Genomic DNA, 25224 nt, shown 5'->3' on the forward strand with positions numbered 1-25224 from the left:
CCGAACGACCGCACCGATCGCCGCACTGACCAGGCCCGCGCGGCTCGCCGCCGGGGCCAGGGTGGCGGTCGTCGCACCCAGCGGGCCCGTCCCCGAGGAACGGCTCGAAGCCGGCCTCGACATCCTGCGCGGCTGGGACCTCGACCCGGTCGTGGCGCCCCATGTCCTGGACCGGCACGCCGAGTTCGCCTACCTGGCGGGGACGGACGCGGACCGGGCCGCCGACTTCCAGGCGGCCTGGTGCGACCCGGACGTGGCCGCGGTGCTGTGCGCCCGCGGCGGCTACGGCGCCCAGCGCATGATCGACCTCCTCGACTGGGACGCCATCCGCGCCGCGGGTCCCAAGGTCTTCGTCGGCTTCAGCGACATCACCGCCCTGCACGAGGCGTTCGCCACACGGGTGGGGCTCGCGACCCTGCACGGCCCGATGGTGTCGTCCCTCGGCTTCCTGAAGAACGAGCGATCGCGGGAGCATCTGCGGGCGACGCTCTTCGAACCCGAGTCGGTGCGGACCATCGCCTCCGCCGAAGCCGCGCCGCTCGTGCCCGGGAAGGCCCGCGGAGTCACGCTCGGCGGCTGCGCCAGCCTGCTGGCCGCCGGGCTCGGCACCCCGCACGCCCGTGCCGGGGCCCGCGGCGGGCTCCTCCTGATCGAGGACGTCGGCGAGGAGGCCTACCGGCTGGACCGGATCCTGACACAACTGCTGCGCGGCGGCTGGCTCGACGGGGTGGCCGGGGTCGCACTCGGCTCCTGGGAGGACTGCGGCCCGTACGACAGCCTCCGCGCGGTGTTCGCCGACCGGCTCGGCCCACTCGGCGTTCCGGTCGTCGAGCATGCCGGGTTCGGGCACGCGGAGGGGACGCTGACGATGCCGTTCGGACTCCGCGCCGAGCTCGACGCGGACGCGGGGACACTGACCCTGGACGAGCCCGCGCTGCGCTGACCCGATGAGGCCGCCGCCACGCCGGTGATCGCGTAGGGTGACCGGATGCCTGAGAACGTCGGCTTTCTCGCCGAGGGCCCCCGTGTGGGCATCCGCCCCTTCACCATCGAGGACGGCGCGGAGTTCACCGCACGGGCCAGGGAGAGCAGAAGCCTGCACCGCCCCTGGCTCTTCCCGCCCGGTGACGTCGATTCCTATGCCGTCTACGCCGGCCGGCTCATCGACGATTCGACCAAGGCCGGGTTCCTCGTCTGCGAGCGGGACGGCGGGGGCATCGCCGGGTTCATCAACATCAACAACATCGTCCGGGGCGGCTTCCTGTGCGGTGCCCTCGGCTACGGCGCCTTCGCGCACGCCGCCGGGCGCGGGCTCATGACGGAGGCACTGGGCCTCGTCGTGCGGTACGCCTTCGGGGCGATGGGCCTGCACCGGCTGGAGATCAACGCGCAGCCCGGCAACGCGGGGTCGATCGCGCTGGCCCGCACCTGCGGCTTCCGGCTCGAAGGCTTCTCGCCGGCCTTCATCCACATCGACGGCGCCTGGCGGGACCACGAACGGTGGGCGATCACCGCGGAGATGGTCAAACCCGGCTGACCGGCCGCGCCTTTGCGCAATCCTGACCGGATTCTGATGAGCGGACACCCTGGTCAGCGGGCCGATCACCCTGTTCCATGGTCGTCGTGACGACGATCCGACGTGACGTACTGGCCCTTCCCTCGGCGGAACTGGGCCCGAGCAACCCGCTGCCGCCCCTGCGGACCCTCGACGAGATGCACCAGATCGACGACCGCGACCGCGTCGGCCTGCCGGGCGACATGGCCCGGCAGATCGGGTACGAGCCGCTGCGCAGCGTGCTGCCCGAACGCATACGCGACGGGTACGAGCGAGAGAGGACGCCGCGCGGACTCGACACGATAGTGATCGAGAACGACCGGCTGCGCGCCACCGTGCTGCCCGGCTACGGGGGCCGCATCGTCTCGCTCTTCCACAAACCCACCGAGACGGAACTGCTCTACACCAACCCGGTGCTCCAGCCGGCCTGCTTCGCCCTCAACGGCGCGTGGTTCTCCGGCGGCATCGAGTGGAACATCGGAGCGACCGGGCACACCACCCTGTCGTGCTCACCCGTCCACGCGGCCCGCGTCCCCGCCCCGGACGGCGGTGAGATGCTGCGCCTGTGGGAGTGGGAACGCCTGCGCGACCTCCCCTTCCAGGTCGATCTGTGGCTGCCGGACGGCTCCGACTTCCTGTACGTCGGCGTCCGCGTCCGCAACCCGCACGAGAGGCCCGCCCCGCTGTACTGGTGGTCCAACATCGCGGTCCCCGAGGAGCGCAGGGTGCTCGCCCCCGCCGAGGAGGCCTGGCACTTCGGCTACGAGCGGCGGCTGCGCCGGGTGCCCGTGCCGGCGTACGACGGGACCGACCGGACGTACCCCCTCAACAGCGTCTTCCCCGCCGACTACTTCTACGAGGTGCCCGACGGGCGGCGCCGCTGGATCGCCGCGGTCGACGACTCGGGCGAGGGCCTGGTCCAGACGTCCACCGACGTCCTGCGCGGGCGCAAGCTCTTCGTCTGGGGCTCGGGACCCGGTGGCCGGCGCTGGCAGGAGTGGCTCACCGAGCCGGGGACCGGCGGGTACTGCGAGATCCAGGCCGGACTCGCCCGTACCCAGCTCGAACACGTACGGCTCGAGGCCGAGAGCGACGTCTCCTGGCTGGAGGCGTACGGGCCGCTGTCCGTGAGCGCGGAGACGGCGCACGGGGCGGACTGGGAGGCCGCGCGGGCTGAGGTCGAGGGCCGGCTGGACAGCGCCCTGTCCCGGGACGCGGTCGACGCCGCGTACGCCGCCTGGCTGCCGCACGCCGACACCGCGCCCGGCGAGGTCCTCGCCGTCGGCTCCGGCTGGGGCGCGCTCGAAGTGCTGCGCGCCGCCCACAAACTGCCCGGGACGCCGTTCGAGGAGAGCACCCTCGGCGAGGACCAGGAGCCGTGGCGGGAACTGTTGAGCTCCGGCGCCTTCCCCGAGCTCCGGCGCGTCGGGCCGCCCGGCGAGACCCTGGTGGCCTCGCACTGGCGCGACATGCTGGAGACGGCACCCGCCACCCCGGCCGCCGAGTACCACCTCGGCGTCGCCCAGTGGCATGCCGGAGACGTGGCCCAGGCCGTACGGAGCTGGGAGCGGGCCCTCGAACTCGCCCCGTCGCTCTGGCCGTTGCTCCGCTGCCTCGCCGTCGCCGACCAGGAGGCCGGCAACGACGAGCGGGCCGCCGACCGTTACGCCGAGGCCTTCGACGATCTGTGCCGGGAGCGGCGCGACGACGGGGAACGGTGGACCGCCGTGACCGCCGCGCTCGGCCGCGAGGCCATCGAGGCGCTGCTGAAGGCCCGCCGTCCGGCGCAGGCGCGTGCCGTGTGGGAGCGGCTGCACTCCGGAACGAGGGACCGTGGCAGGTTCCGCCTCGTCGAGGCCGAGCTGCTGCTCGCCGAGGGCCGCCGCGAGGACGCGCGGGCGATCTTCGACGCGGGCTTCGAGGTCGCCGACCTGCGGGAAGGGGCGGAGACCATCGACCGGCTGTGGTCCCGGATCGCCGACGAGCCGCTGCCGGCGCGCTACGACTTCCGCATGCGGCCCCCGTCCACGCCCTGAGGCGTCCGCCCCCGGATTCCCCGTGACGACGGCCCCGGGTGCCCCACCGCCGGGTGGGGCACCCGGGGCCGTCGCGCGGTACGGGAGAGCGGCGCGGACGAGCGCCACGGCACCCGGCCGGCACCCTGCCCGGGCGGGTCATGGGCGACCTCGCGCGCCAAGCGGCACGGGCCTGACGTACCCGCCGGTCCCGGTCGGGCCGCCCCACGTCCCCGGCGCGGACACAGGCCCCTCCGACGGCCCCGAGGTCCGGCCGTACCGGGCGCGATGAGGGACCACCCCGAGCACCGGGAGCCGTGAAACGCCGGGCGTGCCCGTGTTTGGGTCCCCGGGTCGGGGGGACGCGGAAAGCCCGTACGGCGGGCGGAGACCGGCCTCACCCACGCCGGTGAGGAGAGGCCGGAGCACCGAGCTGTCCGGAATCCGCCGAACGCAGGGAAGGAACATCATGAACACACGCGAGCTCAACGACCTGGCCCGGCAACTGCGCGTCGACAGCGTCCGGGCCGCCGACGCCGCGGGCTCGGGACACCCGACGTCGTCCATGTCCGCCGCCGACCTGATGGCGGTCCTGCTGGCCAACCACACGCGCTACGACTTCGAGCGCCCGCAGCATCCCGCCAACGACCGTTTCGTCCTCTCCAAGGGACACGCCTCACCGCTCCTGTACTCCGCGTACAGGGCGGCCGGCGCGCTGAACGAGGCCGAGCTGCTCACCTTCCGCAAGGCCGGCAGCCGGCTCGAAGGGCATCCCACGCCCCGGCGGCTCCCGTGGGTCGAGACCGCCACCGGGTCACTCGGCCAGGGATTGCCCGTCGGGGTCGGCATCGCGCTCGCCGGCAAGCGGCTCGACCGCACCGGATACCGCGTCCGGGTGCTGTGCGGCGACAGCGAACTCGCCGAGGGCTCCGTGTGGGAGGCGGCCGAGCACGCGGGGTACGAGCACCTCGACAACCTGACCGCCGTCGTCGACGTCAACCGCCTGGGGCAGCGCGGGCCGACCCGGCACGGACACGACCTCGACGCGTACGCGCGCCGGTTCGCGGCCTTCGGCTGGCACACCGTCGAGATCGACGGACACGACGTGGACGCGATCGACCGGGCCTTCACCGAGGCGGACTCCATCAGCGGACGGCCCACCGTGATCCTCGCCCGCACCCTGAAGGGCAAGGGCGTGGCATCGGTCCAGGACCGCGAGGGCATGCACGGCAAACCGCTGCCGGACGCCGACGCGGCGATCGCCGAACTCGGCGGCGTGCACGACCACCGGGTCACCGTCCAGCCGCCGCCCGCCGCCAGGATGCTGCACGCCGTACGGTCCGGCCACCTCGACCTGCCCCGGTACGAGACCGGCGACGAGGTCGCCACCCGTGACGCCTTCGGAAAGGCGCTCGCCGCGCTCGGCGACGCCCGCGGCGACGTCGTCGCGCTGGACGGCGAGGTCGGCGACTCGACCCGTGCCGAGTTCTTCGCCAAGGAACACCCTGAGCGGTACTTCGAGTGCTACATCGCCGAGCAGCAGCTCGTCGCCACCGCCGTCGGCATGGCCGCGCGCGGCTGGGTGCCGTACGCCTCGACGTTCGCGGCCTTCCTCACCCGGGCCCACGACTTCGTGCGCATGGCCGCCGTCAGCGGTGCCGGAATCAACCTCGTCGGCTCCCACGCGGGCGTCGCCATCGGCCAGGACGGGCCTTCGCAGATGGGCCTGGAGGATCTGGCGATGTTCCGGTCCGTGTTCGGCTCGACCGTGCTGTACCCGTGCGACGCCAACCAGACGGGAAAGCTCGTCGCCACGATGGCGGGCCTGGAGGGCGTCCGCTATCTGCGCACCTCACGCGGTGCCGGCCCCGTCATCTACAGCGCCACCGAGGAGTTCCCCGTCGGCGGCAGCAAGGTGCTCCGCGCCTCCGCCGACGACCGGCTCACGCTCGTCGCCGCGGGTGTCACCGTCCACGAGGCGCTGGCCGCCGCGGAGGCACTCGACCGCGAGGGCATCCAGGCCCGGGTGATCGACCTCTACTCGGTGAAGCCGGTGGACCGCGCGACCCTGCGCGAGGCCGCGGAGGAGACCGGCTGCCTGGTCACGGTGGAGGACCACCGGGAGGAGGGCGGCCTCGGGGACGCGGTGCTCGACGCCTTCACCGACGGCCGCCCCGTGCCCCGGCTGGTGCGCCTCGCCGTCCGTACGATGCCGGGCTCCGCGAGCCCGGACGAGCAGCTCCACGCCGCGGGCATCGACGCCGAGTCGATCGCGGCGGCGGGCCGTCTGCTGGTCGAGACGGCCGTGGTGCGCTGACCGGTGTCCGGAGGGCACCATGGTCAGTACGCCGCGGGGGGTGCGAGTGGAAGCGCGGGAGGAGATTCATGAGCGCTCTGCGCTACGTCTACGCGATCTGCCGCCCCTTCCCGGCGGCGCTGTCCGTCGAGCTGACCGGCGTCGGCGGTGTCCCGCCCAGACTGCTGCGCCACGGCGACCTGATCGCCGTGGTCGGCTCGGTCCCGGAGCGTGATTTCGACCCCGAGCCGCTGCGACGCAGGCTGGAGGACGTCCACTGGCTGGAGGAGACGGCCCGCGCCCACCAGGGCGTCCTCGACGCGCTCACCGCCGTCACCAGCCCGCTGCCGCTCCGGCTCGCCACGGTCCTGCGGGACGACAGCGGCGTCCGCGTGATGATCGACGAACGCAGGGAGGACTTCCTGCGGACGCTCGACCGGCTCGACGGACGGGTGGAATGGGATGTGCGGGTGTACGCGGACACCGCCCCCGAACACGCCGAGGCGTTCACGCGCCGGCTGCACCACACCCTCTCGGAGTGCGCCGAGGAGAACCGGCTGCTGACCCCGACGACGGCCCCGTCCCGGGAGGCGTCTCCCGGGGAAGAGGGGCACAGGGTCCTCGACGCGGCCTATCTGGTGCCGCGCGCGGACTCGGGGGCCTTCGTGGAACGGGTGAACAGCGAGGGCGAGCAGCGGCCGGGGATGCGGGTGGAGCTGACGGGACCGTGGGCGGCGTACTCCTTCACGGGATCCACGGGCCTCACCGGGTTCGCGGGCCTCACGGGGTTCACCGGTCTCACGAGCTGTACGGGCTGAGCGGCGCCGTCCGGGCTGAGCGGCGCTGTGCCGGCCGAACGGCGCTGCATTGGCTGGGGCGAGCGGCCCGGTGGCGGCGAGCGACCCGGTGGCCGGGACGCGCGCTGGCCCCGGGCCGCGTGCAGCCGTTCGCCGCCGTGACCGCGTGCAGCCGTTTACCGCCGTGACCGCGCGCGGCCGCCCCCGACTCTCCCAGCGGTGTCACGCCGCCTTTCGGCAGAGGATCTCTCCGTGCAGCACGGCGAACCAGCCGTCCTCCTGCCGTCCCCACTGCCGCCAGGCGTCCGACACCGCCCGCAGTTCCTCCGGGGTCGCATGGCCCCCTCGCGTCGCCCGCTCCGCGTACGCCGAGGCCAGCGTGCGGTCGGCCCACAGTCCGCTCCACCACGCCCGCTCGTCCTCGGTGGCGAAGGTCCAGGTGCTCGACGTGGCCGTGACGTCCCGGATGCCGGCCGCGCGTGCCCATGACGTGAGACGGCGGCCTGCGTCGGGCTCGCCCCCGTTGGCTCGGGCCACCTTCAGATACAGGTCCTGCCAGTCGTCGATGCCCGGCACCGCCGGATACCAGGTCATGGCCGAGTAGTCCGCGTCGCGGACCGCGATGATCCCGCCGGGCCTGGTGACCCGGTGCATCTCGCGCAGCGCCTGGACCGGATCACCCACGTGCTGGAGCACCTGGTGGGCGTGGACCACGCAGAACGTGTCGTCCGGGTACTCGAGCGTGTGGACGTCGGCGACGGCGAACTCGACGTTTTCCAGGCCGCGTTCGGCCGCCGTCCGGCGCGCCTGGTCCAGGATGCCGGGGGCGTGGTCGACTCCGGTGACATGGCCGTCCGGCACCCGTTCGGCCAGGTCCGCCGTGATGGTGCCCGGTCCGCAGCCGATGTCCAGGATCTTCATGTGCGGCTTCAGCGAGTCGAGCAGGTAGGCCGCCGAGTTGGCGGCGGTGCGCCAGGTGTGCGACCGGAGCACCGACTCGTGGTGGCCGTGCGTGTAGACGGCGGTCTCCTGCGGCTTCGACGGTGACTCAGACATGACCGATGCCCTTCTCGTCGTACGGGCCTCCGCGGGCGTGCGCGCACTCCCTGAGGCGATGTCATCACCGTACGCGGTCATGCCGAATAATGAGACCCGCATCTTGCGATGTGGACAGCGGGGGTGCGGTGCCCGGTCAGTGGGTGGGAAGCGGGCGGTAGACGGTCAGCGCCTCACGGCTCTTGTGCAGCGTCACCTCGCCGCTCACCTCGGTGACCTCACCGTCGTAGGCCAGCAGCGTGCCGGGCGCGACGCCCTCGACGCGAAGGCGGCCCACCCGTACGGCCGCGTGCGCCGGCGAGCGGGTGAGCGGCCCCGCGAAGGCCGCGGCCAGCAGCCGCACCGCGGGATGACGGCCCCCGTGCACGACCCGTACGTCGAGACGGCCGTCCGCGAGGTCGAAGCGGCGGGCGGGAGCCAGGCCCATCCGGTGGTAGGTGCCGTTGCCCGCGAACAGGAGCCACAACGGGTGGCTGCGGCCACCGAGTTCGGCCCGCAGCGGATGATGGTCGGCGCGCAGCACGCGCAGCGCGCCCAGCACTCCGGCGGGCCAACTGCCGATCACCTTCGACCAGTTCTCCCGCTCACGCACCAACTCCGGGTAGATGCCGAGGCTGCAGGTGTTGAGGAAGATGCCGCTCCTGCCGCCGGACGCGAACCGGCCCACGTCCACCCGGACCGCCTCGCCCTCCCGGAGCGCGCGGACCAGATCGCGTTCGCCCTCCACGCCGAGGTCGTGGGCGAAGTGGTTGAGCGTGCCGCCCGGCAGAACGGCCAGGGGGATCCCGTGGCGCAGGGCCACCTCGGCCGCGGTGTTCACCGTGCCGTCGCCGCCGCACACACCCAGCACCCGGGCACGGGCCGCCGCCTTCTCCAGCTCCTCCCGTATGCCGTCGGGTTCGCATTCCACGATCTCCGCCCGCGGCAACGCGCCGGCCAGCGCCCCGACCCGCTCCACGGTGCCCGAGGCCCTGTTGGCCACCATGACCAGCCCCTCGCCCTCGCCGTCGGCCAGCGCGGGCGCGTCCGTGCGCGGACGGCCGGGCGGGGTGAGCCCGTCCCGGGTGGGCACCAGCGCGCGCACCGCGTACGCGGCCCCGACCCCCAGGACCGCACCGGCCACGACATCGCTCGGGAAGTGGACGCCGGTGTAGACGCGAGACAGTGCCACCGCCGCGGCCAGCGGTGCGACGGCCGCGCCCCAGCCACGGGACTCCAGTGCCACCCCCGTCGCGAAGGCGGCCGCGGACGCGGCGTGCCCCGACGGGAACGACGTGGTGATCGGCTGCCGCTTGAGCTGCCGGACGGCGGGGACCGGCCCGAGCCCGGGGCGGGTGCGGCGCACCGAGCGCTTGCCGACGGTGTTGATCGCGGCGGAGGCCAGGGCGAGCGAGGCGACACCCCGTGCGGCGGCCCGGCGGGCCCGCGGGGTCCGGCTCGCCGCCACGGCGGCGGCCGTCGCGAACCACAGCACACCGTGGTTCGCGCCCCGGCTCAGCCGCGGCAGCACGGGGTCGCCACCCGGCCAGTGCCGGGCCGCGACCGCCTCGAAGAGCCGGCAGTCCAGGGCGAGGAGACGGTCCCGAAGGGCGTGGCGGCCCGGTACGAGGGTGGTCAGGTCGACAACCGGGGTCGTGGTCATGCGGCCCCGTCTTCCCCGGATCCGGCGGTTCCCACCCCCGCGCTCCGGGCCCGTCGTCGCATACGCGTTTGCCCCGCACCCCCGCTCCCCGGAGAATGCCTGCCCATGGGACATCTCGAAGCCGCACACCTTGAGTACTACCTTCCCGACGGGAGGGCGCTGCTCGGCGATGTGTCGTTTCGGGTGGGGGAGGGCGCCGTCGTGGCCCTGGTGGGTCCGAACGGCGCCGGGAAGACGACGCTGCTGCGGCTGATCTCGGGGGAGATCAAACCGCACGGCGGGACCGTGAACGTCGGCGGCGGGCTCGGGGTGATGCGGCAGTTCGTGGGGTCCGTACGCGACGAGACGACCGTGCGCGAGCTGCTCGTCTCCGTGGCCCCGCCCCGCATCCGCCAGGCGGCCGAGGCCGTGGACGCCGCCGAGCACGCGATGATGACCGTCGACGACGAGGCGTCACAGCTCCGCTACGCGCAGGCGCTGTCCGACTGGGCCGAGGTCCGCGGGTACGAGGCCGAGACCCTCTGGGACATGTGCACGATGGCCGCCCTCGGCGTCCCCTACGAGAAGGCCCAGTGGCGCCTGGTCAGGACCCTCTCCGGAGGCGAGCAGAAGCGCCTGGTGCTGGAGGCGCTGCTGCGCGGCACCGACGAGGTGCTGCTCCTCGACGAGCCGGACAACTACCTCGACGTGCCCGGCAAGCGCTGGCTGGAGGAGCGGCTCAAGGAGACCCGCAAGACCGTCCTGTTCGTCTCCCACGACCGCGAACTCCTCGCCCGCGCCGCCCAGAAGATCATCAGCGTCGAGCCCGGCCCGGCCGGCGCGGACGCCTGGGTGCACGGCGCCGGTTTCGCGACCTATCACGAGGCCAGGCGCGAGAGGTTCGCGCGCTTCGAGGAGCTGCGCAGGCGCTGGGACGAGAAGCACGCGCAGCTCAAGAAGCTGGTGCTGAACCTCCGTCAGGCGGCCGCCGTCAGCCATGAGATGGCGTCCCGCTACGCGGCGGCGCAGACCCGGCTGCGCAAGTTCGAGGAGGCCGGACCGCCCCCGGAGCCGCCGCGCGAGCAGGACATCACGATGCGGCTGCACGGCGGGCGGACCGGCGTGCGGGCGGTGACCTGCAAGGGACTTGAGCTCACGGGCCTGATGAAGCCCTTCGACCTGGAGATCTACTACGGCGAGCGCGTCGCCGTCCTCGGCTCCAACGGCTCGGGAAAGTCGCACTTCCTGCGGCTCCTCGCGGGCGGCGACGTCGCGCACACCGGTGAGTGGAAGCTCGGCGCCCGCGTGGTCGCCGGCCACTTCGCGCAGACCCACGCCCACCCGGAACTGGAGGGCCGCACGCTCCTGGACATCCTGTGGACCGAGCACGCGCAGGACCGCGGAGCGGCGAGTTCCCGGCTGCGCCGCTACGAGCTGACCAACCAGGCCGAACAGCGCTTCGAGAAGCTGTCGGGCGGCCAGCAGGCACGTTTCCAGATCCTGCTCCTGGAGCTGGAGGGCTCGACGGCCCTGCTCCTCGACGAGCCGACCGACAACCTCGACCTGGAGTCCGCGGAGGCGCTCCAGGAGGGCCTGGAGGCGTACGAGGGGACGGTGCTGTCGGTCACCCACGACCGCTGGTTCGCCCGCTCCTTCGACCGCTACCTGGTCTTCGGCTCGGACGGCCGCGTACGGGAGACACGGGAGCCGGTGTGGGACGAGCGCCGCGTGGAGCGCGAGCGGTAGTCGGGCGGGAAGCGCGAGCGGAAGGCGGGCGTGGAGCGGCAGGCGGGCGGGAGCGGAGGCGCCGGCCGGGCCGCGTCCCGGTGGGGACGCGGGGGCGCCGGGCACGTTCCGGGGAGGCCCGGCACCCCGGATGTTCGTAGAGTGGAGGGAGTGGGTCTCGATCCACGGCTCCCTCCCGGACGCCGCTCGGGGCAGTGTCTGCCCGGGGCGGATGCCCGGACCGCACCGACGGCCACGACGAGCGGGGTAGCACCATGACCGGAGTCGACCCGGGCCGGCTGGACGATCAGCAGCTCATGAAAGAGCTGGAGGCCATCCACCGCACCCGCCACGACACGCTGTTGCACGGCTCGAACGACGCGCTGCACACCCACAACGTGCGCATGGCCCAGTTGGAGGGCGAGTATCTGCGCCGCCACCCGCGGCGGCCCGTCGCTGCGGCCCGCACCCGGGACGGTGCCCGGGAACGCGGACCCGCGGGGGTGCCGCCGACATGAACGAACCGCATCCGGTCCTGGCCCGGCAGACGGAGGCCCTGGAGCTCTTCGGCCGCCGGGTCCACGCCGTCCGCGACGACCAGTGGGAGGCCCCCACGCCCTGCACCGGCTGGAGCGTGCGCGACCTCGTGGGCCATCTCGTCTCCGAGCAGGCGTGGGTGCCCGCGCTGGTCCGGGACGGCGCGACCGTCGACACGGTCGGTGACCGCCTGGACGGCGATCTGCTCGGCCCCGACCCCGTCGCCGCCTGGGAGGCCGCGGCCGACGCCTCCCGCGCGGTGTTCGCCGAGCCAGGCGCGCTCGACCGCACGGTCCATCTCTCCTTCGCGGACCTGCCGGCGGAGGACTACTGCGCGCAGCTCGTCACCGACCTGACGGTCCACACCTGGGACCTGTCCCGCGCCATCGGCGCCGAGGAACAACTCCCCGAGGACCTGCTGTCGTTCGCGGTCCGGGAGGTCACCCCGCACGCGGCGGAACTGGAGCGGACCGGACTCTTCGCGGCCCCGGAGGAGCCCCCGCCCGGCGCCGACGTCCAGACGAAACTCCTCTGCCTGGTCGGACGTCGCCCCTGACCCCGGGGCCGATCAGGGACCCCCGGAGGACGCGTGGTCCGAAGTCGGGGAGAATGGAAGGGTGTTTGCCCCGCATGGCGCGGGGCAGACGCCACTGCAGTGCTTCGGACAGGAGGCACGTCCGTGGGAGCGGCCAGCCGCGCCATGGGTGTACTCGTCCGGAGCACGGGTGCGTTCCCACGATGACTGTCCATCACATGGCACCATCGAGGGAGTTGCGACGCACCATGCGAACCCGAGCGAGCGCGACGCACCATCCGCACGACGACGCCCCCGACACCGGAGAGGCATTCCGCAGGCTCGCCACGCTCCCGCCGGGACAGCAGCGCGACGCGCTCCGTGCCGAGATCGTCGAGTCCTGGCTGCCGATGGCCGAGCGGCTCGCGGGCCGCTTCCGCAGCCGCGGCGAGAGTTACGAGGACCTGCGCCAGGTCGCGTCGCTCGGGCTGGTCAAGGCCGTCGACCGCTACGACCCCGAACTCGGCAACGCCTTCGAGAGCTACGCGGTGCCGACGATCACCGGCGAGATCAAGCGTCACTTCCGTGACCACATGTGGACCCTGCACGTGCCGCGCCGGGTCCAGGACCTGCGCAACCGGGTCCGGTTCGCCTCCCAGGACCTGTCCCAGACCATCCCGGGCCGCAGGCCCACGGTCGTCGAGATCGCCGAGCACGCCAGTATGAGCGAGGAGGACGTCCGTACGGGCCTGGAGGCGCTGGAGAGCTTCACCGCGCTCTCCCTGGACGCCGAACTGCCGGGCAGCGAGGACGGCTACTCCCTCAGCGACGCCCTCGGTTCGCCCGATCCGGCCCTCGACACCGTCATCGACCGCGAGGCCGTCAAACCCCGGCTCCAGGCCCTGTCCGAGCGGGAACGCGCCATCCTCTACATGCGGTTCTTCAGCGACATGACCCAGAGCCGTATCGCCGACGAACTGGGCATCTCCCAGATGCACGTCTCCCGTCTCATCAGCCGCTGCTGCACCCGGCTGCGCGACCAGATCATGCGCGACGCGGCCTGAGGCCCGGCCGGTTCCGGCTTCGTGGGCGTACGGGCTTCGGCCGCGGGGCCCGTACGACTCGGAGGTCGTAAGGGCTCGGGCCGGGGGTCGTAAGGCTCCGGCTTCGGGGGCGTCCAGGGCTCTCGACGGAGGCGGTTTCCGGCGCGGGCGGCGTCGCGGGGCGTGTACGGGGGACCGGTCGCGCCCCGCCCGTGATGTCACCCGCTCGGGCCCCGCTTTCCCGCGAATGGTGCCCGGCCGTTCGCGCCCGGCGGTACGGCGGGCTCTGATGGCCCCGAGGGACACGACGGCCGTGGCTCTCGGACCGCAGCCCGCCGAAGGAGCCCCGCTCATGCGCCGTACCGCCCGTGTCCTGTACGCCACCGCCCTGGCCGGCGCCGCTCTCGGCGCCGCCGCGTCGGGAGCGGCCGCGGATCCGGCCGCGGAGGTCAGTCCGGGCTCCGTCGAACCCGGCGGCACCGTCACCGTCACGGTGAGCTGCGACGCGATCGGGGGGACCCTGCCCGACTCCATCGACGCCAGTTCCCAGGGTTTCCAGGACGGCAAGGTCCAGCTTCACCGGGTCGACGGCACCGGGTCGGCCGCCGCGGGCGCGGCCTCCTACAGCGGTACCGCCCACATCGCGTCCGGCGAGCCCGACCCGGCCACGCGAGGATCCGACGACCCGGGGCGCGGCTTCGACGAGGCCAGCCCCGGCACGCTCGGCTCCGGCGCGTCGGACGCCTCCGACGCGAAGAACTCCGGCGGGGCGCGCGCGGACGTGCGTGCGGCGGCGGTGAACCCCGCCGCCGGGGCCTCGGACACCGCCGGGCCCGGCGTCCAGGCCCCCGCCGCCGGGGTCGACGACCCCGCGGCCCACGACTCGCTGATCCCCGATACCGACAGCCCGGACGCGGTCGCCCCCGACACTGTCGGCCCGGATGCACTCGGCCCGGATGCGGTCGGCCCCGACTCGGTGGGGCCCGACTCGGTCGGCCCCGACGACCCGGGCCCGGACGCCGTGGGGCCCGACACGGTCCCCGAGCCCGTGAGCCCGGACACCGTGGGCCCCGGTTTCACGGCTCCCGGCACGGTGGGCCCGGACGAGGCGGCCCCCGACACCGGAGGCGCCGACGGACGGTGGAACGTCGGCGGGAGCTGTCCCGCGCCCCCGGGCGGTCACGGGAAGCAGTGGACCGCGTCGTACGCCGTGGCCCGCGGCGCCACGGCGACCCATGCGCCCGACGGCGGGACCGGCACCGGAGCGGACCAGCGCCCGTCCGGCGGCCGGCAGGGCGTGCACGCCGGTGAGGGCGGGGTGTTCACCGACTCCGTGCCGGCCCTGGTCACCGGCGGGCTGCTGATCGCCGGTGCCCTGGGCGCGGCCGCGCACCGGCTGCACCGGCTGCGCCGACGGCGGAGCTGGCACCTGTAGTCGTACGAGGGGACGAGGACACCCGGAACCGCACGGGCAGGCAGGCTCCGGAACAGGGAACGGCGGCATCCACGGTGCGGAGGCAGGTATGCGGCGGACGGACCCCGAAGGCCACGGACCGGTCCGGTACGGTCCGCCCCTGCCCGACCAGGGCCTGCCCGTGCTGCCCGAACTCCGTTCCGTGCTGGCCGCCGCCGCGGACCGCTCCGCCGCAGAGCCCTGCGGCGGCGGCCCCGTGCTCCTCGACGCCGCCAGCGGCTACTGGACCCGGCGCGGACTGCGCGCCGCGCCCGACCGGGTGGCGGCCGCCCCGGGAGCCGCCGCGTTGCTGCTGGCCCTGACCGGCGCGCTCGGCGGTGACATCCTCGTGACCCGCCCGTGTGCCGCGTGGTGGGCTCCGCAGGCCCGTCTGCTGGGCAGATCCGTGTTCCACGTGGCGACCCCCGCGGAGTGCGGTGGCGTCCCCGATCCGTACGCCCTCCTGGAGACCGTCCGCAGGGTCCGCGCGGAGGGCGGCGACCCGAGGCTGCTCCTGCTGTCCGTCGCCGACGACCCGACCGCCACCGTCGCCCCGCCCGAGGTGGTGCACGAGGCCGTGGAGGCCGCCGCGGGCGCCGGACTGCACATCGTCAGTGACGAGACCTGGCGGGACACCCTGCACGAGCCGCGGGACACCGTGCTGCTCAGCCCCGCCGAGATGCTCCCCGACGACGTCTGCGTGATCACCGACCTCGCGGGTGCCTTCCTGCCGCAGGGCTGGCCCGCCGCCGTCGCCCGCTTCCCCGACAACGAGGCGGGCGCGTCCCTGCGTTCCCGCGTCCTCGACGTGCTCACCGTGCTGGGCGCGCGCGTCGCCGAACCGGTCGCGGCGGCCGCCGCGTACGCCCTCGGCGAGCCCGCCGCGATCACCGAGCGGCTCACCGCCGCCGTACGCCTGCACGCGCGCGTGGCCGACGCGGCCCACCGCCTGGTCACCGCCGCGGGGGCCGTCGCACGACCCCCGCAGGCCGGCCGGCACCTGTACGTCGACCTCGGCCCGCTCCGCTCGGCCCTCGGCGCGCACGGCGTCGGCGACGCGCAGGACCTGGAGGACTGGCTCTCCGCCCGGCTCGGCATGCCCGCGCCGGGCGGACACCGCTTCGGCGACGACCTCGCCTCCCTCCGCTTCCGCCTCGGCACCGGACCGCTGGTCGGCTCGACCGACGAGGAACGGGAGGAATCCCTCGTCTCCCCCTCGCCGCTGGAACTGCCGCACGTGCACCGCGCGTTGACCCTCCTGGGGTCGGCCTTCGGTGATCTCCGCGACGACGCCGAGCGACGGGAGCCTCCGCGATGACGCAGCAGTCCGAGTCGACCACGAGCACGAGGCCCCAGGACACCGACGGTCCCGTACCCGCGACCGCCCCTGCACCCGCGACCGCCCCTGCGTCAGTGACCGCCTCCGTATCGGTGCCCGCCGCGGTGCCGGTGACCGCCCCGCCACCAGGGACCGCCCCGCTGCCGGTGTCCGGCCCCGTACCGGTGACTGCCCCCGTGCCGGTGACCGCCGCGGTGTCGGTGACGGCGCCCGTACCGGTGACGGCCCCCGTGCCGGGGAACCCCGCCGCGCTTCCTCCTCCCCTGCCCTCTCTTCCCTCGTCTCCCCCTCTTCCTCCGTCGCCGCCGCTCGCCGAGCCCCGTCCGCTCGGCGAGCGGCGTATCTGGCCCCGGTCCTTCGTGGACCGGCTGACCGCGCCGCTGCCCGGGCTGCGGGCCTTCGCGCGGCTCGCCCGCGAGGGTGCGCCGCGCCCGTCCGCCGAAGGGCTCGCCGAGGTCCCGCTGCTGCCCTTCGCGCCGGGACCGCTGCCCGGTGTGGACGCCCGGACGGTCGCCGTCTCCTGGGCCGGGCACGCGAGTTGGGTGATCCGGATCGGCGGGCTCACCGTCCTCACCGACCCGGTCTGGTCCCGCCGCATCGTGGGAACCCCGGCCCGGATCACCCCGGTGGGTGTGGCCTGGAGCGCGCTGCCGCGCGTCGACGCGGTCGTCATCAGCCACAACCACTACGACCATCTGGACGCCCCGACCCTGCGCCGACTCCCGCGTGACACACCGGTGTTCGTACCGGCCGGGCTCGGACGCTGGTTCAGGCGAAGGCGGTTCGGCCGGGTCACCGAACTCGACTGGTGGGAGGCGGCCCAACTCGACAGCGTTCGCTTCGACTTCGTCCCCGCCCACCACTGGTCCAAGCGCACCCTCACCGACACGTGCCGCTCCCTGTGGGGCGGCTGGGTGCTCACGGCACCCGAGGGGCAGCGCGTCTACTTCGCGGGCGACACCGGCTACGGACACTGGTTCACCCGCATCGGGCAGCGCCACCCGGGGATCGACCTCGCCCTCCTGCCCATCGGCGCGTACGACCCCCGCTGGTGGCTGAGCGACGTGCACTGCGACCCGGAGGAGGCCGTGCAGGCGGCGGTCGACCTGCGCGCGCGGAGGATGGCCCCGATGCACTGGGGCACCTTCGTGCTCTCGGCCGAACCGGTCCTCGAACCCCTGCGGCGGGTGCGGGCGGCCTGGGAGCGGGCGGGCCTGGCCCGGGAGAACCTGTGGGATCTGGCGGTGGGAGGATCCCGGGTGCTGGAGGCGGCCCCGCCGCGCCCCGGGGGAGAAACGGTGATCGTCCCCTCGTAGAAGACGGCCAGGGCCGGGCAGACGGGAATTGTCGGCCAGGCCCCAGCGCACCCCTAAGAGGCCTTCGTCCGGCGGAACCTGCGCCACACACTCGGCGCCACGCTGATCGCGACGGTCAGCGCCACCGCCGCCACCACGCCCTGCCACGGCTCGGGGAAGAGCGAGCCGCCGAGGATGCCGATGATCTGGTAGGTGGCCGCCCACGCGAGACAGGCCGGGACGTCTCCGCGGGCGAAGACACGCAGCGGCATGTTCGCGATCAGACAGGCCAGCATCACCGGGATGCGGCCCGCCGGCACGAGGCGGGACAGGACGAGGACGGCGATTCCGTGGTCGTCGAGTTTCTCCTGTGCCTGGGCGAGCCGGTCCTCGGGGGCGCGTTCCCGGATCGCCTCCAGCCAGCGCGACCCGCTCTTCGAGCCCATGCCGCGGTGCCCGAGCCAGTAGAGCGACATGTCGCCGAGGAACGCGGCCACCGAGGAGACCAGGAACACCGTCAGCAGCGCGAACGGCGACTCCTGATGAAAGGCCACCACCGCTGCCGAACTCACCAGGGCCCCCGTCGGCACCACCGGCACCAGAGCGCCGATCAGCACCAGCAGGAACAGCGACGGATAGCCGATCGCCTGCTGGGTGGACTCCGGAGGCACGGTCGGCGCCGTGGCGGCCAGGAAGATCACCGAGCGGCCTTCGGACGTACGCTCTCTCCCTGGCTCAGCAGATGCACCGCCACCTGGGGCGCACGTTCGGCGGCCAGGCGCACGAACTCCTCGCCCGGCGCGTGGAATTCATGGGGGCGCACGGCATCCATCCCGATGGGCCAGAACGTGCCGTAGTGCACCGGCACAGCGCTGCGCGGACGCAACGCGGCGAGCGCCTCCGCCGCGCGCCCCGCGTCCAGATGCCCCTCCCCGAGATACGGGCCCCAGCCGCCCACCGGCAGCAGGGCCACGTCGACCGGACCGACCTCCTCGGCCATCGACGCGAACAGCCCCGTGTCCCCGGCGAAGTACGTCCGCGCCTCTCCCTCGATCACGTACCCCACGGCGGGGGAGCGGTGCGGTCCGATCGGTAGCCGGCGCCCGTCGTGCCGGGCCGAAACCGTGCGTACGGCCAGGTCACCGACCCGGGTGCGGTCACCGGGCGCGACCTCCGTGAGCCGTAGATGGCGCAGCTTGCGCAGCCCGGGCACCGAACGCGGAGCACCGCGCGGCACGAGCAGCCGGGTGCCCGGGGCCAGCCGTGCCAGCGAGGGGAGATGCAGATGGTCGGCGTGCAGATGGGAGACGAGCGCGACGTCCGCGACCGCCGCCGGGGGAGGGGGCGGCGCCCCGCGCCTGCGCCGCAGGTGCGCGAGCCGGCGCGCGAAGAGCGGATCGGTGAGCACGCGTGTCCCGGAGTCCTCCAGCGTGCAGGTGGCGTGCCCCCACCAGGTGATCTCCACCGGCACCTCTTTGCCTCCTTCGCACGACTCCCCCCGAGCCTACGGGCAGGAGTAGGGTCTGCGGCGAAACCAGGAGGTGAGGGGGACACCATGGGAGACGCACGCGGTGCCTCCGGCGCGCACGCCCTCACACGCCCGCACGAGCACGGCGGCCCGCCGCCGAACTCCTCGTCGCTCCGCGTCACGGCGATCGCGAGCCTGACCCCTCTGGAAGAGCTCGACGAGGACCCCTTTCTCGTCGACTCCCGCAGCCAGCACGCGATGTGCGCCCGCTGGGCCGCCGAGCGCGGCTATGTCGTCACCCGGGAACTTCTCGTACGCGGGCTGCGCCCCGACCACCGCAGCCTGTGGGCGGATGTCGAGGCCGGTCTCGTGGACCTGTTCGTGGCGCCCAGCCGTCGGGTGCTGGAGCGCGCCCTCGCCTCCGTGGAGGAGTTCACCGCCGAGTGCGTCCGCCGCGGCGTACGGGTCGAGACCGTCGGCACCGCCGAACCGTCGTACGACGCCCAGATGAAGGCCAGGGTCCACCGCCGGCTGTCGATGCCGACCGCCGGCTACGACGGGCGCTGACCCCTCACCCGCCGCCCGGGGAAACCCGCCGAGGCATCGCTCGGGCACTTCTCACGGCACTGCGCGCGGCTTTTGGGGACTTCTGGGGATCTCCGGCCGTTGTGACAGGGTGGGAGCAGGCCGCGCGGACCGGGCGGGCCGGGACGCGAGGTGGACTGGGCGTGGACAAGGGACGTTGGCGGCGCCTCGCCAGCGCGGCCGGGCGCAGCATCACGGTGTGGGCCGTGTCCACGCTCACGATGCTCGTCCTCGCCGGTGCGCTGCCCGACTTCCGGCTGCAGTCGGAGAGCGGGGACAGCGCGACACGGATCGCCGTCACCGCGGCGGCCGGCGCGGGCGTCTTCGGCCTCCTGTCGGCACTGGTGTGGCCCCTGCTCGTGCGGACCCTGCTGCTCGTCCCCGCGTTCGTGCTCGGTCTGCTCGTCTTCTTCCTGAACGGCTCGCTGCTGCTGATCGCCCTGCGGCTCAACCCCTCCGGGCACGGCGAGGCGGCCCCCGAGACCGCCGTGGTCGTGGCCGCCGTCATGTCGGCCGTCGCCTCGGCCACCGGCGGCGCCCTCGCCGTACGGGACGACGACGCGTACCGCCGCCGCCTCTACCGGCTCGCCGACCGGCGCCGCAGACGCGCCGCCGGACGGCCCGGCCCCTCGACTCCCGGCGTGGTCTTCCTCCAGCTCGACGGCGTCGGGCACGACGTGCTGCGGGAGGCGATCGGCAAGGGCCTGATGCCGACCGCCGCCCGATGGATCGACGGGAACCGTCCCACCCACCGGCTCACCCCGTGGAGAACCGACTGGTCCAGCCAGACCGGCGCCAGCCAGCTCGGCATCCTGCACGGCACCAACCACGACGTCCCGGCCTTCCGCTGGTACGAGAAGGACACCCAGGAGGTCATGGTCTGCAACCGGCCGACCGGTGCCGCCGAGCTCCAGCGGCGGGCCGTCGCGCGCACCGGCGACGGCGGCCTGCTCACGGCCGACGGTGCGAGCCGGGGCAACCTCTTCGGCGGCGGTGCCGACGAGCTCGCCCTCGTGCTGTCCGTGGCCGCGCGCAGGGGCCGGGACAACCGCTCACGGGCCGGATACTTCGCGTACTTCTCCGACCCGGCCAACGCCGTCCGTACGGCCATGTCGTTCGTCGCCGAGGTCTTCCGGGAGACGGGCCAGTCCACCCGGGCCCGCCTCCAGCGACGACGGCCCCGCGTCGGACGCGGCGGTCTGTATCCGTTCGTCCGCGCCTTCGCGACCGTGGTGGAACGGGACGTCGTGGTCGCCGCGGTGATCGGCGACATGCTCGCCGGACGCAACGCCGTCTACGCGGACCTGGTCGCCTACGACGAGGTGGCGCACCACTCCGGGCCGCGGAGCCGGGACGCCGAACGGATCCTGGAGCGGCTCGACCGTTCGCTCGCGCTGATCGAGAAGGTCGCCGAGCACGCCCCGCGGCCCTACCGCGTCGTCGTGCTCTCCGACCACGGCCAGAGCCCGGGTGAGACCTTCCTGACCAGGTACGGCCTCAGCCTCGGCAATCTGGTCCGGGCCGGCTGCGGGCTGCCCGTGCCCCGCAGGGTCCGGCGCACCCACAGCGGTGCCGAGGCCCGGACCGCCGTCCGGGCCGCGCTGCGCCGGCCGGTGGAGGAGCGCGAGGAGCGGCGCGGACCGGCGGGGCGCCGCTCCGAGCCCCTGGTCCTGGCCTCCGGCAACCTCGGTCTCGTCTCCTTCCCGGACGTTCCGCACCGGATGAGCCGTGAGGAGATCGACCGGCGTCACCCCGCGCTGCTGTCCACGCTCGCCAACCACCCCGGCGTCGGCTTCCTCCTGGTGCGCAGCGAGGAGCACGGCGGCCTCGTGCTCGGCGCGCACGGCGTCGAGGTGCCGGTGGGCCGGCTCGACGACGAACACCCGGGCCCGCTGGCCGACTTCGGCCCCGGCGCCGCCGCCGCGGTGCGGCGTACGCACACGTTCCCGCACACCGCCGACATCATGGTCAACTCCTGGTACGACCCCGTGGAGGGCGAAGTCCTCGCCTTCGAGGAGCAGATCGGCTCGCACGGCGGGCTCGGGGGCGCCCAGGGGCACCCGTTCCTCCTCTCCCCGCTGACCCTGTCACCGCCGGTCGGCGGCGCTGCCGGACTCGTCGGCGCCGAGCGGGTGCACGACGTCCTGCGGCGCTGGCTGCGTGAGTGCGACGGCGCCCAAGTCCCGCTGCCGTCCCACCCGGACGAGCGGGCGGCCTGAGCGGGTATTCCGGCGCGACGGGACGTGCGCGTGGGTGACGGAAAATGGGAGGCGGCGGGCGTACCGCCGTGGCCACACTGTGGGCATCGCACGCCGCGCTCTCGCGCGCGTCCCTCGCGTCTCTCCCACCTCTCCCGTCTCTCTCACGCTGTCAAGGAGCCCGCCTGTGCAGGCAGCCGTCACCGTCACTCCCTCCCGTGTCCCGGAGCTGCTGCTCGGTCTCGCCACCGTGCGGCCGGTCTTCCTCTGGGGCGCCCCCGGCATCGGAAAGTCCTCCCTGGTCAGGGAGTTCGCCGAATCGCTCGGACTGGAGTGCGTGAGCCTGCTGGGTACGCAGCTCGCGCCCGAGGACCTGATCGGTGTGCCGCAGATCCGCGACGGGCGTTCCGTCTTCTGTCCGCCGCAGGCCATCGCCCGCGACGAGCCGTACTGCCTGTTCCTGGACGAGCTGAACGCGGCGACCCCCGATGTGCAGAAGGCCTTCTACTCGCTGATCCTGGACCGCCGCATCGGTGAGTACGAGCTGCCGAAGGGCTCCATCGTGATCGGCGCGGGCAATCGCGCGACGGACAACGCGCTGGCCCGCCCGATCGCCTCGGCGCTGGTCAACCGCCTCACCCACGTCCATCTGGAGGCCTCTCCGAAGGACTGGCTCGTCTGGGCCGCCGCGAACGACATCCACCCCTGGGTGCTCGACCACGTCACCGACCGCCCCGACCACCTGTGGTCCAAGCCGCCGAAGACCGAGGAGCCCTTCTCCACGCCGCGCTCCTGGCACATGCTCTCCGACGCGCTGCGCTCCTTCGGCGAGGCGCTCGACGAGGAGACCCTGAAGGTGATCGCCCACGGCACGCTGACGTCGGCGCACGCGGTCGCGTTCTGCGGCTACGTCAAGATCGTGCGCAGTCGCTTCGGTATCGAGGCCATCCTCAAGGGTGACGCCCGCTGGCCCTCCCGCATGGAGGACCGCGATCTCCTCTACTACCTCGCGGAGTCCTTCCGCGGCCGTCTGATCAAGGAACTCCCGGCCGGCCGGGACCACATCTCGGCGAACGCCCGCCAGACCGCGTACCGGGCCAAGTCCCTGCTGATCCAGCTCGCGGAGATATCCGTCGAGGTCGCCCAGAGCGTCATCGCCTCGGACGCCGACGGCAATCCGGTCCTGCCCGCGTGGTTCCTCGTCGAGGCCGCCCGGGACATGCCGCGACTGGTGGAGGCCCGCCGGTGAGCCGTTCCCGCAAGACCGGGACCAAGGCCGAGCCCGACCCCGCCGGCGAGGCGTTCGCCCAGGGGATGCTGCTGGTCCGGGCCAATCCGGCGCTGGACGCCGTGGACTTCCGTATCTGCCGCGAGGAGTCGTGTGCCAGAGCGCCCCGGGACGGGCTGGTGGTCGTCACCTCCAACGGGGTCGTGCACGTCAACCCGACCCGGCGCGCCGAACCCGTCGCCTGGGCCTGGGCCGTGGCGCACGCCGTCATCCATCTGGGCTTCGGTCATCTCCCGGCCGCGTCCGGCGAGCGCGAGCAGCCGGACCGCTTCGACCTCGCCGCCCGCTGCGTGGTGGTGAACCGCTTCCTGCGCGGCTTCTCGGCACGGCTGACCCCCGAGGACCTCCCGGACTCCTACCCCGACGGCGACGAGGAACGGCTCGCCGCCGCCTGGCGCCGCGACGGCATTCCGCCCCGGTACGAACACTGCGGTACGGCGGGCGGTGCCCCGGACCAGGTCCTCGTGCCCTGGAGCACCTGGCAGGGAGCCACTCCGACCGACTGGCAGGTGGCCTTCGCGCACGCGCTCACCCGCACCATGGCCGCGGCGATGGACATGGCGGGCGGACGACGCGTCTCCCTGGGCGACGGGCCCACCCCGCTCCGGCCCTGGGAGCGGGCGCTGAGCTGGTTCGTCTCCTCCTACCCGCTGCTCGGTGGCCTCGCCGCCGGCATCACCCTCGTCGCCGACGCCGAACTCGCCCGCGCCCACGGCATCTCCGTCGCCGCCGTGGACACCGGGGCGGCCGAGATCTACATCAACCCGCTGTGCCGGTTCGACGACGAGGAATGGCGGTTCGTCCTCGCCCACGAGATGCTGCACGCCGCCCTGCGCCACGGCGACCGCCGCGGCACCCGGGACCCCTACCTCTTCAACGTCGCCGCCGACTACGTGATCAACGGCTGGCTGTGCGAGATGGGGGTCGGCACGATGCCCGAAGGGCTGCTCCACGACCCGGAGCTGAAGGACCTGTCGGCCGAGGAGGTGTACGACCGGATCGCCGGAGACCTGCGCCGCGTGCGCCGCCTGGCCACCCTGCGCGGCAAGGGTGTGGGCGACATCCTGGGCGGACCGCTCGGTTCCGCGCGCGACTACGTCGACCTCGACGAGTTCTACCGGCGGGGCCTGGCCCGGGGCCTCGATCTGCACCAGCAGCAGGAACGCGGCTTCCTCCCCGGCGGCCTGGTCGAGGAGATCCGCGCGCTCAGTCATCCGCCGCTGCCCTGGGACGCCCGACTCGCCCGCTGGTTCGACGAGTTCGTGCCCCGGCCCGAGCCGCTGCGCTCGTACGCCCGTCCCTCCCGCCGGCAGGCGGCCACCCCGGACATCCCGCGCGCGGGCCGCTGGTTCCCGCCCGAGGAGATCGCCCGCTGCACCTTCGGCGTCGTCCTCGACACCTCCGGCTCCATGGACCGCACCCTGCTCGGCAAGGCACTGGGCGCCATCGCCTCGTACGCCGAGGCCCGTGACGTACCGGCCGCGCGCGTCGTGTTCTGCGACGCCGCCCCGCACGACGCGGGCTATCTGCCCGTCACGGAGATCGCCGGACGCGTACGGGTGCACGGGCGCGGCGGCACCGTGCTGCAGCCGGGAGTCGATCTGCTGCACCGTGCCGACGACTTCCCGCCGGGCGCGCCCGTCCTGGTGATCACGGACGGATACTGCGACGTGCTGCGGGTGCGGCGCGAACACGCCTATCTGATCCCGCACGGCGCACGGCTGCCGTTCACCGCGCGCGGGCCGGTCTTCCGGGTGACCTGAGCTCCCGCCGCGCCGTCCCGGCGGGCCCTTCCACCGCCCTCGGCGACGAAATCCCGGACACGCACCGGCAGGTCGCCACCCGAAGCGCGGGGTGCGCCGGGCCCAGGTGTGATCGGATGGGGGACACGGACCCCGGCAACGGGACCACTCCCGAAAGGAATCACCGTGGCAACCACGCGCACCGCACACACCGTGTGGGAAGGCAACCTGCTCGAGGGCAACGGCGTCGTCACCTTCGACTCCTCCGGCATCGGCCAGCAGCCGGTGACGTGGGCTTCGCGGGCCCAGGACGCCAACGGTAGGACCAGCCCCGAGGAACTGATCGCGGCCGCCCACTCGAGCTGCTTCTCCATGGCGCTGTCGCACGCCCTCGCGGGTGCCGGGACGCCGCCCACCAAGCTCCTGACCAACGCCGACGTCACCTTCCAGCCCGGCGAGGGCATCACCGGCATCCACCTCACGGTCGAGGGCACGGTGCCGGGTCTCGACAACGACGGCTTCGTCGCCGCGGCCGAGGACGCCAAGAAGAACTGCCCGGTCAGCCAGGCCCTGACCGGCACGACGATCACCCTGTCGGCGAAGCTCGCCTGACACGCGTACACCGGTGCCGCGCCCTCCTCCCGGGGGCGAGGCACCGGCGTGTCCGCCCCTGTAGGGCCGTCCGCGCCATTGACAA

Annotated in this window: 21 protein-coding genes; 17 read left to right on the forward strand and 4 right to left on the reverse strand. The window is 73.8% G+C overall.

What is annotated here, in order from left to right:
• Positions 1-16 precede the first annotated feature (16 nt).
• From ACIQ7M_RS01525 to ACIQ7M_RS01545, 5 genes are all read left to right on the forward strand, one after another.
• Positions 17-943, forward strand: a complete 927-nt coding sequence (locus ACIQ7M_RS01525; RefSeq protein WP_403639229.1) for an LD-carboxypeptidase — start codon at positions 17-19, stop codon at positions 941-943.
• A gap of 45 nt (positions 944-988) precedes the next feature.
• A complete protein-coding gene (locus ACIQ7M_RS01530) occupies positions 989-1537 on the forward strand; it encodes a GNAT family N-acetyltransferase (RefSeq protein ID WP_386984571.1) in 549 nt (182 codons plus the stop codon).
• A 77-nt stretch (positions 1538-1614) separates the two neighbouring features.
• Positions 1615-3591 carry a DUF5107 domain-containing protein gene (locus tag ACIQ7M_RS01535; RefSeq protein ID WP_403638602.1) on the forward strand — a complete coding sequence of 659 codons (1977 nt, stop codon included), beginning with the start codon at positions 1615-1617 and terminating at the stop codon, positions 3589-3591.
• Positions 3592-4039: 448 nt separating this feature from the next.
• Positions 4040-5887, forward strand: a complete 1848-nt coding sequence (locus ACIQ7M_RS01540) for a transketolase (RefSeq protein ID WP_403638604.1) — start codon at positions 4040-4042, stop codon at positions 5885-5887.
• Positions 5888-5955: 68 nt separating this feature from the next.
• Positions 5956-6684, forward strand: coding sequence for a GvpL/GvpF family gas vesicle protein (locus ACIQ7M_RS01545; RefSeq protein ID WP_403638606.1), 729 nt, complete (start codon positions 5956-5958; stop codon positions 6682-6684).
• Positions 6685-6885: 201 nt separating this feature from the next.
• Here the strand turns inward: ACIQ7M_RS01545 and ACIQ7M_RS01550 are convergent, their stop codons facing one another.
• Both ACIQ7M_RS01550 and ACIQ7M_RS01555 read right to left on the reverse strand, forming a co-directional pair.
• A complete protein-coding gene (locus ACIQ7M_RS01550; protein WP_403638608.1) occupies positions 6886-7719 on the reverse strand; it encodes a class I SAM-dependent methyltransferase in 834 nt (277 codons plus the stop codon).
• Positions 7720-7855: 136 nt separating this feature from the next.
• Entirely contained in the window at positions 7856-9361 is a 1506-nt protein-coding gene (locus ACIQ7M_RS01555; RefSeq protein ID WP_403638610.1) for a bifunctional phosphatase PAP2/diacylglycerol kinase family protein, read from the reverse strand.
• Between the two features lie 105 nt (positions 9362-9466).
• On the opposite strand from ACIQ7M_RS01555, the gene ACIQ7M_RS01560 reads away from it, so the two are divergent.
• From ACIQ7M_RS01560 to ACIQ7M_RS01590, 7 genes are all read left to right on the forward strand, one after another.
• A complete protein-coding gene (locus ACIQ7M_RS01560; RefSeq protein ID WP_355771044.1) occupies positions 9467-11086 on the forward strand; it encodes an ATP-binding cassette domain-containing protein in 1620 nt (539 codons plus the stop codon).
• 254 nt (positions 11087-11340) lie between these two features.
• Positions 11341-11583 (forward strand): DUF6158 family protein, encoded by a 243-nt coding sequence (locus tag ACIQ7M_RS01565; protein ID WP_403638613.1) that lies wholly within the window; start codon positions 11341-11343, stop codon positions 11581-11583.
• Positions 11580-12158, forward strand: coding sequence for a TIGR03086 family metal-binding protein (locus ACIQ7M_RS01570; RefSeq protein ID WP_355771038.1), 579 nt, complete (start codon positions 11580-11582; stop codon positions 12156-12158). The genes ACIQ7M_RS01565 and ACIQ7M_RS01570 overlap by 4 nt, the downstream gene beginning before the upstream one ends.
• A 227-nt stretch (positions 12159-12385) precedes the next feature.
• A complete protein-coding gene (locus ACIQ7M_RS01575; protein ID WP_403638615.1) occupies positions 12386-13180 on the forward strand; it encodes an RNA polymerase sigma factor SigF in 795 nt (264 codons plus the stop codon).
• Positions 13181-13511: 331 nt separating this feature from the next.
• Positions 13512-14594, forward strand: a complete 1083-nt coding sequence (locus tag ACIQ7M_RS01580; RefSeq protein WP_403638617.1) for a hypothetical protein — start codon at positions 13512-13514, stop codon at positions 14592-14594.
• Between the two features lie 88 nt (positions 14595-14682).
• Positions 14683-15930 carry an aminotransferase class I/II-fold pyridoxal phosphate-dependent enzyme gene (locus ACIQ7M_RS01585; protein WP_403638619.1) on the forward strand — a complete coding sequence of 416 codons (1248 nt, stop codon included), beginning with the start codon at positions 14683-14685 and terminating at the stop codon, positions 15928-15930.
• A complete protein-coding gene (locus ACIQ7M_RS01590; RefSeq protein WP_403638621.1) occupies positions 15927-17267 on the forward strand; it encodes an MBL fold metallo-hydrolase in 1341 nt (446 codons plus the stop codon). Before ACIQ7M_RS01585 ends, ACIQ7M_RS01590 begins: the two co-directional genes overlap by 4 nt.
• A gap of 53 nt (positions 17268-17320) precedes the next feature.
• Here the strand turns inward: ACIQ7M_RS01590 and ACIQ7M_RS01595 are convergent, their stop codons facing one another.
• Positions 17321-17947 carry a DedA family protein gene (locus tag ACIQ7M_RS01595; protein ID WP_403638623.1) on the reverse strand — a complete coding sequence of 209 codons (627 nt, stop codon included), beginning with the start codon at positions 17945-17947 and terminating at the stop codon, positions 17321-17323.
• Positions 17944-18717 carry an MBL fold metallo-hydrolase gene (locus tag ACIQ7M_RS01600; RefSeq protein ID WP_403638625.1) on the reverse strand — a complete coding sequence of 258 codons (774 nt, stop codon included), beginning with the start codon at positions 18715-18717 and terminating at the stop codon, positions 17944-17946. The genes ACIQ7M_RS01595 and ACIQ7M_RS01600 overlap by 4 nt, the downstream gene beginning before the upstream one ends.
• A gap of 84 nt (positions 18718-18801) precedes the next feature.
• Here ACIQ7M_RS01600 and ACIQ7M_RS01605 point away from each other — a divergent pair, with 84 nt between their 5' ends.
• From ACIQ7M_RS01605 to ACIQ7M_RS01625, 5 genes are all read left to right on the forward strand, one after another.
• The gene (locus ACIQ7M_RS01605) at positions 18802-19281 is read left to right on the forward strand and encodes a hypothetical protein (RefSeq protein WP_403638627.1); all 480 of its coding nucleotides are present in this window, start codon (positions 18802-18804) and stop codon (positions 19279-19281) included.
• A gap of 239 nt (positions 19282-19520) precedes the next feature.
• Positions 19521-21518 (forward strand): alkaline phosphatase family protein, encoded by a 1998-nt coding sequence (locus ACIQ7M_RS01610; RefSeq protein WP_403639231.1) that lies wholly within the window; start codon positions 19521-19523, stop codon positions 21516-21518.
• A 166-nt stretch (positions 21519-21684) separates the two neighbouring features.
• Positions 21685-22746, forward strand: coding sequence for an ATP-binding protein (locus ACIQ7M_RS01615; protein ID WP_403638629.1), 1062 nt, complete (start codon positions 21685-21687; stop codon positions 22744-22746).
• 65 nt (positions 22747-22811) lie between these two features.
• Positions 22812-24548, forward strand: coding sequence for a hypothetical protein (locus ACIQ7M_RS01620; protein WP_403639233.1), 1737 nt, complete (start codon positions 22812-22814; stop codon positions 24546-24548).
• 165 nt (positions 24549-24713) lie between these two features.
• Entirely contained in the window at positions 24714-25139 is a 426-nt protein-coding gene (locus ACIQ7M_RS01625; protein WP_355771011.1) for an OsmC family protein, read from the forward strand.
• The last annotated feature ends 85 nt before the right edge of the window (positions 25140-25224 follow it).

Source organism: Streptomyces sp. NPDC096324 (assembly GCF_044763015.1).
Classification (GTDB): Bacteria; Actinomycetota; Actinomycetes; order Streptomycetales; family Streptomycetaceae; genus Streptomyces.

Coding starts and splice junctions, on each gene's coding strand:
- ACIQ7M_RS01565 (WP_403638613.1), top strand. CDS start 11,341: ATGACCGGAGTCGACCCGGGCCGGCTGGACGATCAGCAGCTCATGAAA.
- ACIQ7M_RS01620 (WP_403639233.1), top strand. CDS start 22,812: ATGCTGCTGGTCCGGGCCAATCCGGCGCTGGACGCCGTGGACTTCCGT.
- ACIQ7M_RS01575 (WP_403638615.1), top strand. CDS start 12,386: ATGCGAACCCGAGCGAGCGCGACGCACCATCCGCACGACGACGCCCCC.
- ACIQ7M_RS01580 (WP_403638617.1), top strand. CDS start 13,512: ATGCGCCGTACCGCCCGTGTCCTGTACGCCACCGCCCTGGCCGGCGCC.
- ACIQ7M_RS01610 (WP_403639231.1), top strand. CDS start 19,521: ATGCTCGTCCTCGCCGGTGCGCTGCCCGACTTCCGGCTGCAGTCGGAG.
- ACIQ7M_RS01535 (WP_403638602.1), top strand. CDS start 1,615: ATGGTCGTCGTGACGACGATCCGACGTGACGTACTGGCCCTTCCCTCG.
- ACIQ7M_RS01570 (WP_355771038.1), top strand. CDS start 11,580: ATGAACGAACCGCATCCGGTCCTGGCCCGGCAGACGGAGGCCCTGGAG.
- ACIQ7M_RS01590 (WP_403638621.1), top strand. CDS start 15,927: ATGACGCAGCAGTCCGAGTCGACCACGAGCACGAGGCCCCAGGACACC.
- ACIQ7M_RS01550 (WP_403638608.1), bottom strand. CDS start 7,719: ATGTCTGAGTCACCGTCGAAGCCGCAGGAGACCGCCGTCTACACGCAC.
- ACIQ7M_RS01530 (WP_386984571.1), top strand. CDS start 989: ATGCCTGAGAACGTCGGCTTTCTCGCCGAGGGCCCCCGTGTGGGCATC.
- ACIQ7M_RS01545 (WP_403638606.1), top strand. CDS start 5,956: ATGAGCGCTCTGCGCTACGTCTACGCGATCTGCCGCCCCTTCCCGGCG.
- ACIQ7M_RS01585 (WP_403638619.1), top strand. CDS start 14,683: ATGCGGCGGACGGACCCCGAAGGCCACGGACCGGTCCGGTACGGTCCG.
- ACIQ7M_RS01555 (WP_403638610.1), bottom strand. CDS start 9,361: ATGACCACGACCCCGGTTGTCGACCTGACCACCCTCGTACCGGGCCGC.
- ACIQ7M_RS01540 (WP_403638604.1), top strand. CDS start 4,040: ATGAACACACGCGAGCTCAACGACCTGGCCCGGCAACTGCGCGTCGAC.
- ACIQ7M_RS01605 (WP_403638627.1), top strand. CDS start 18,802: ATGGGAGACGCACGCGGTGCCTCCGGCGCGCACGCCCTCACACGCCCG.
- ACIQ7M_RS01560 (WP_355771044.1), top strand. CDS start 9,467: ATGGGACATCTCGAAGCCGCACACCTTGAGTACTACCTTCCCGACGGG.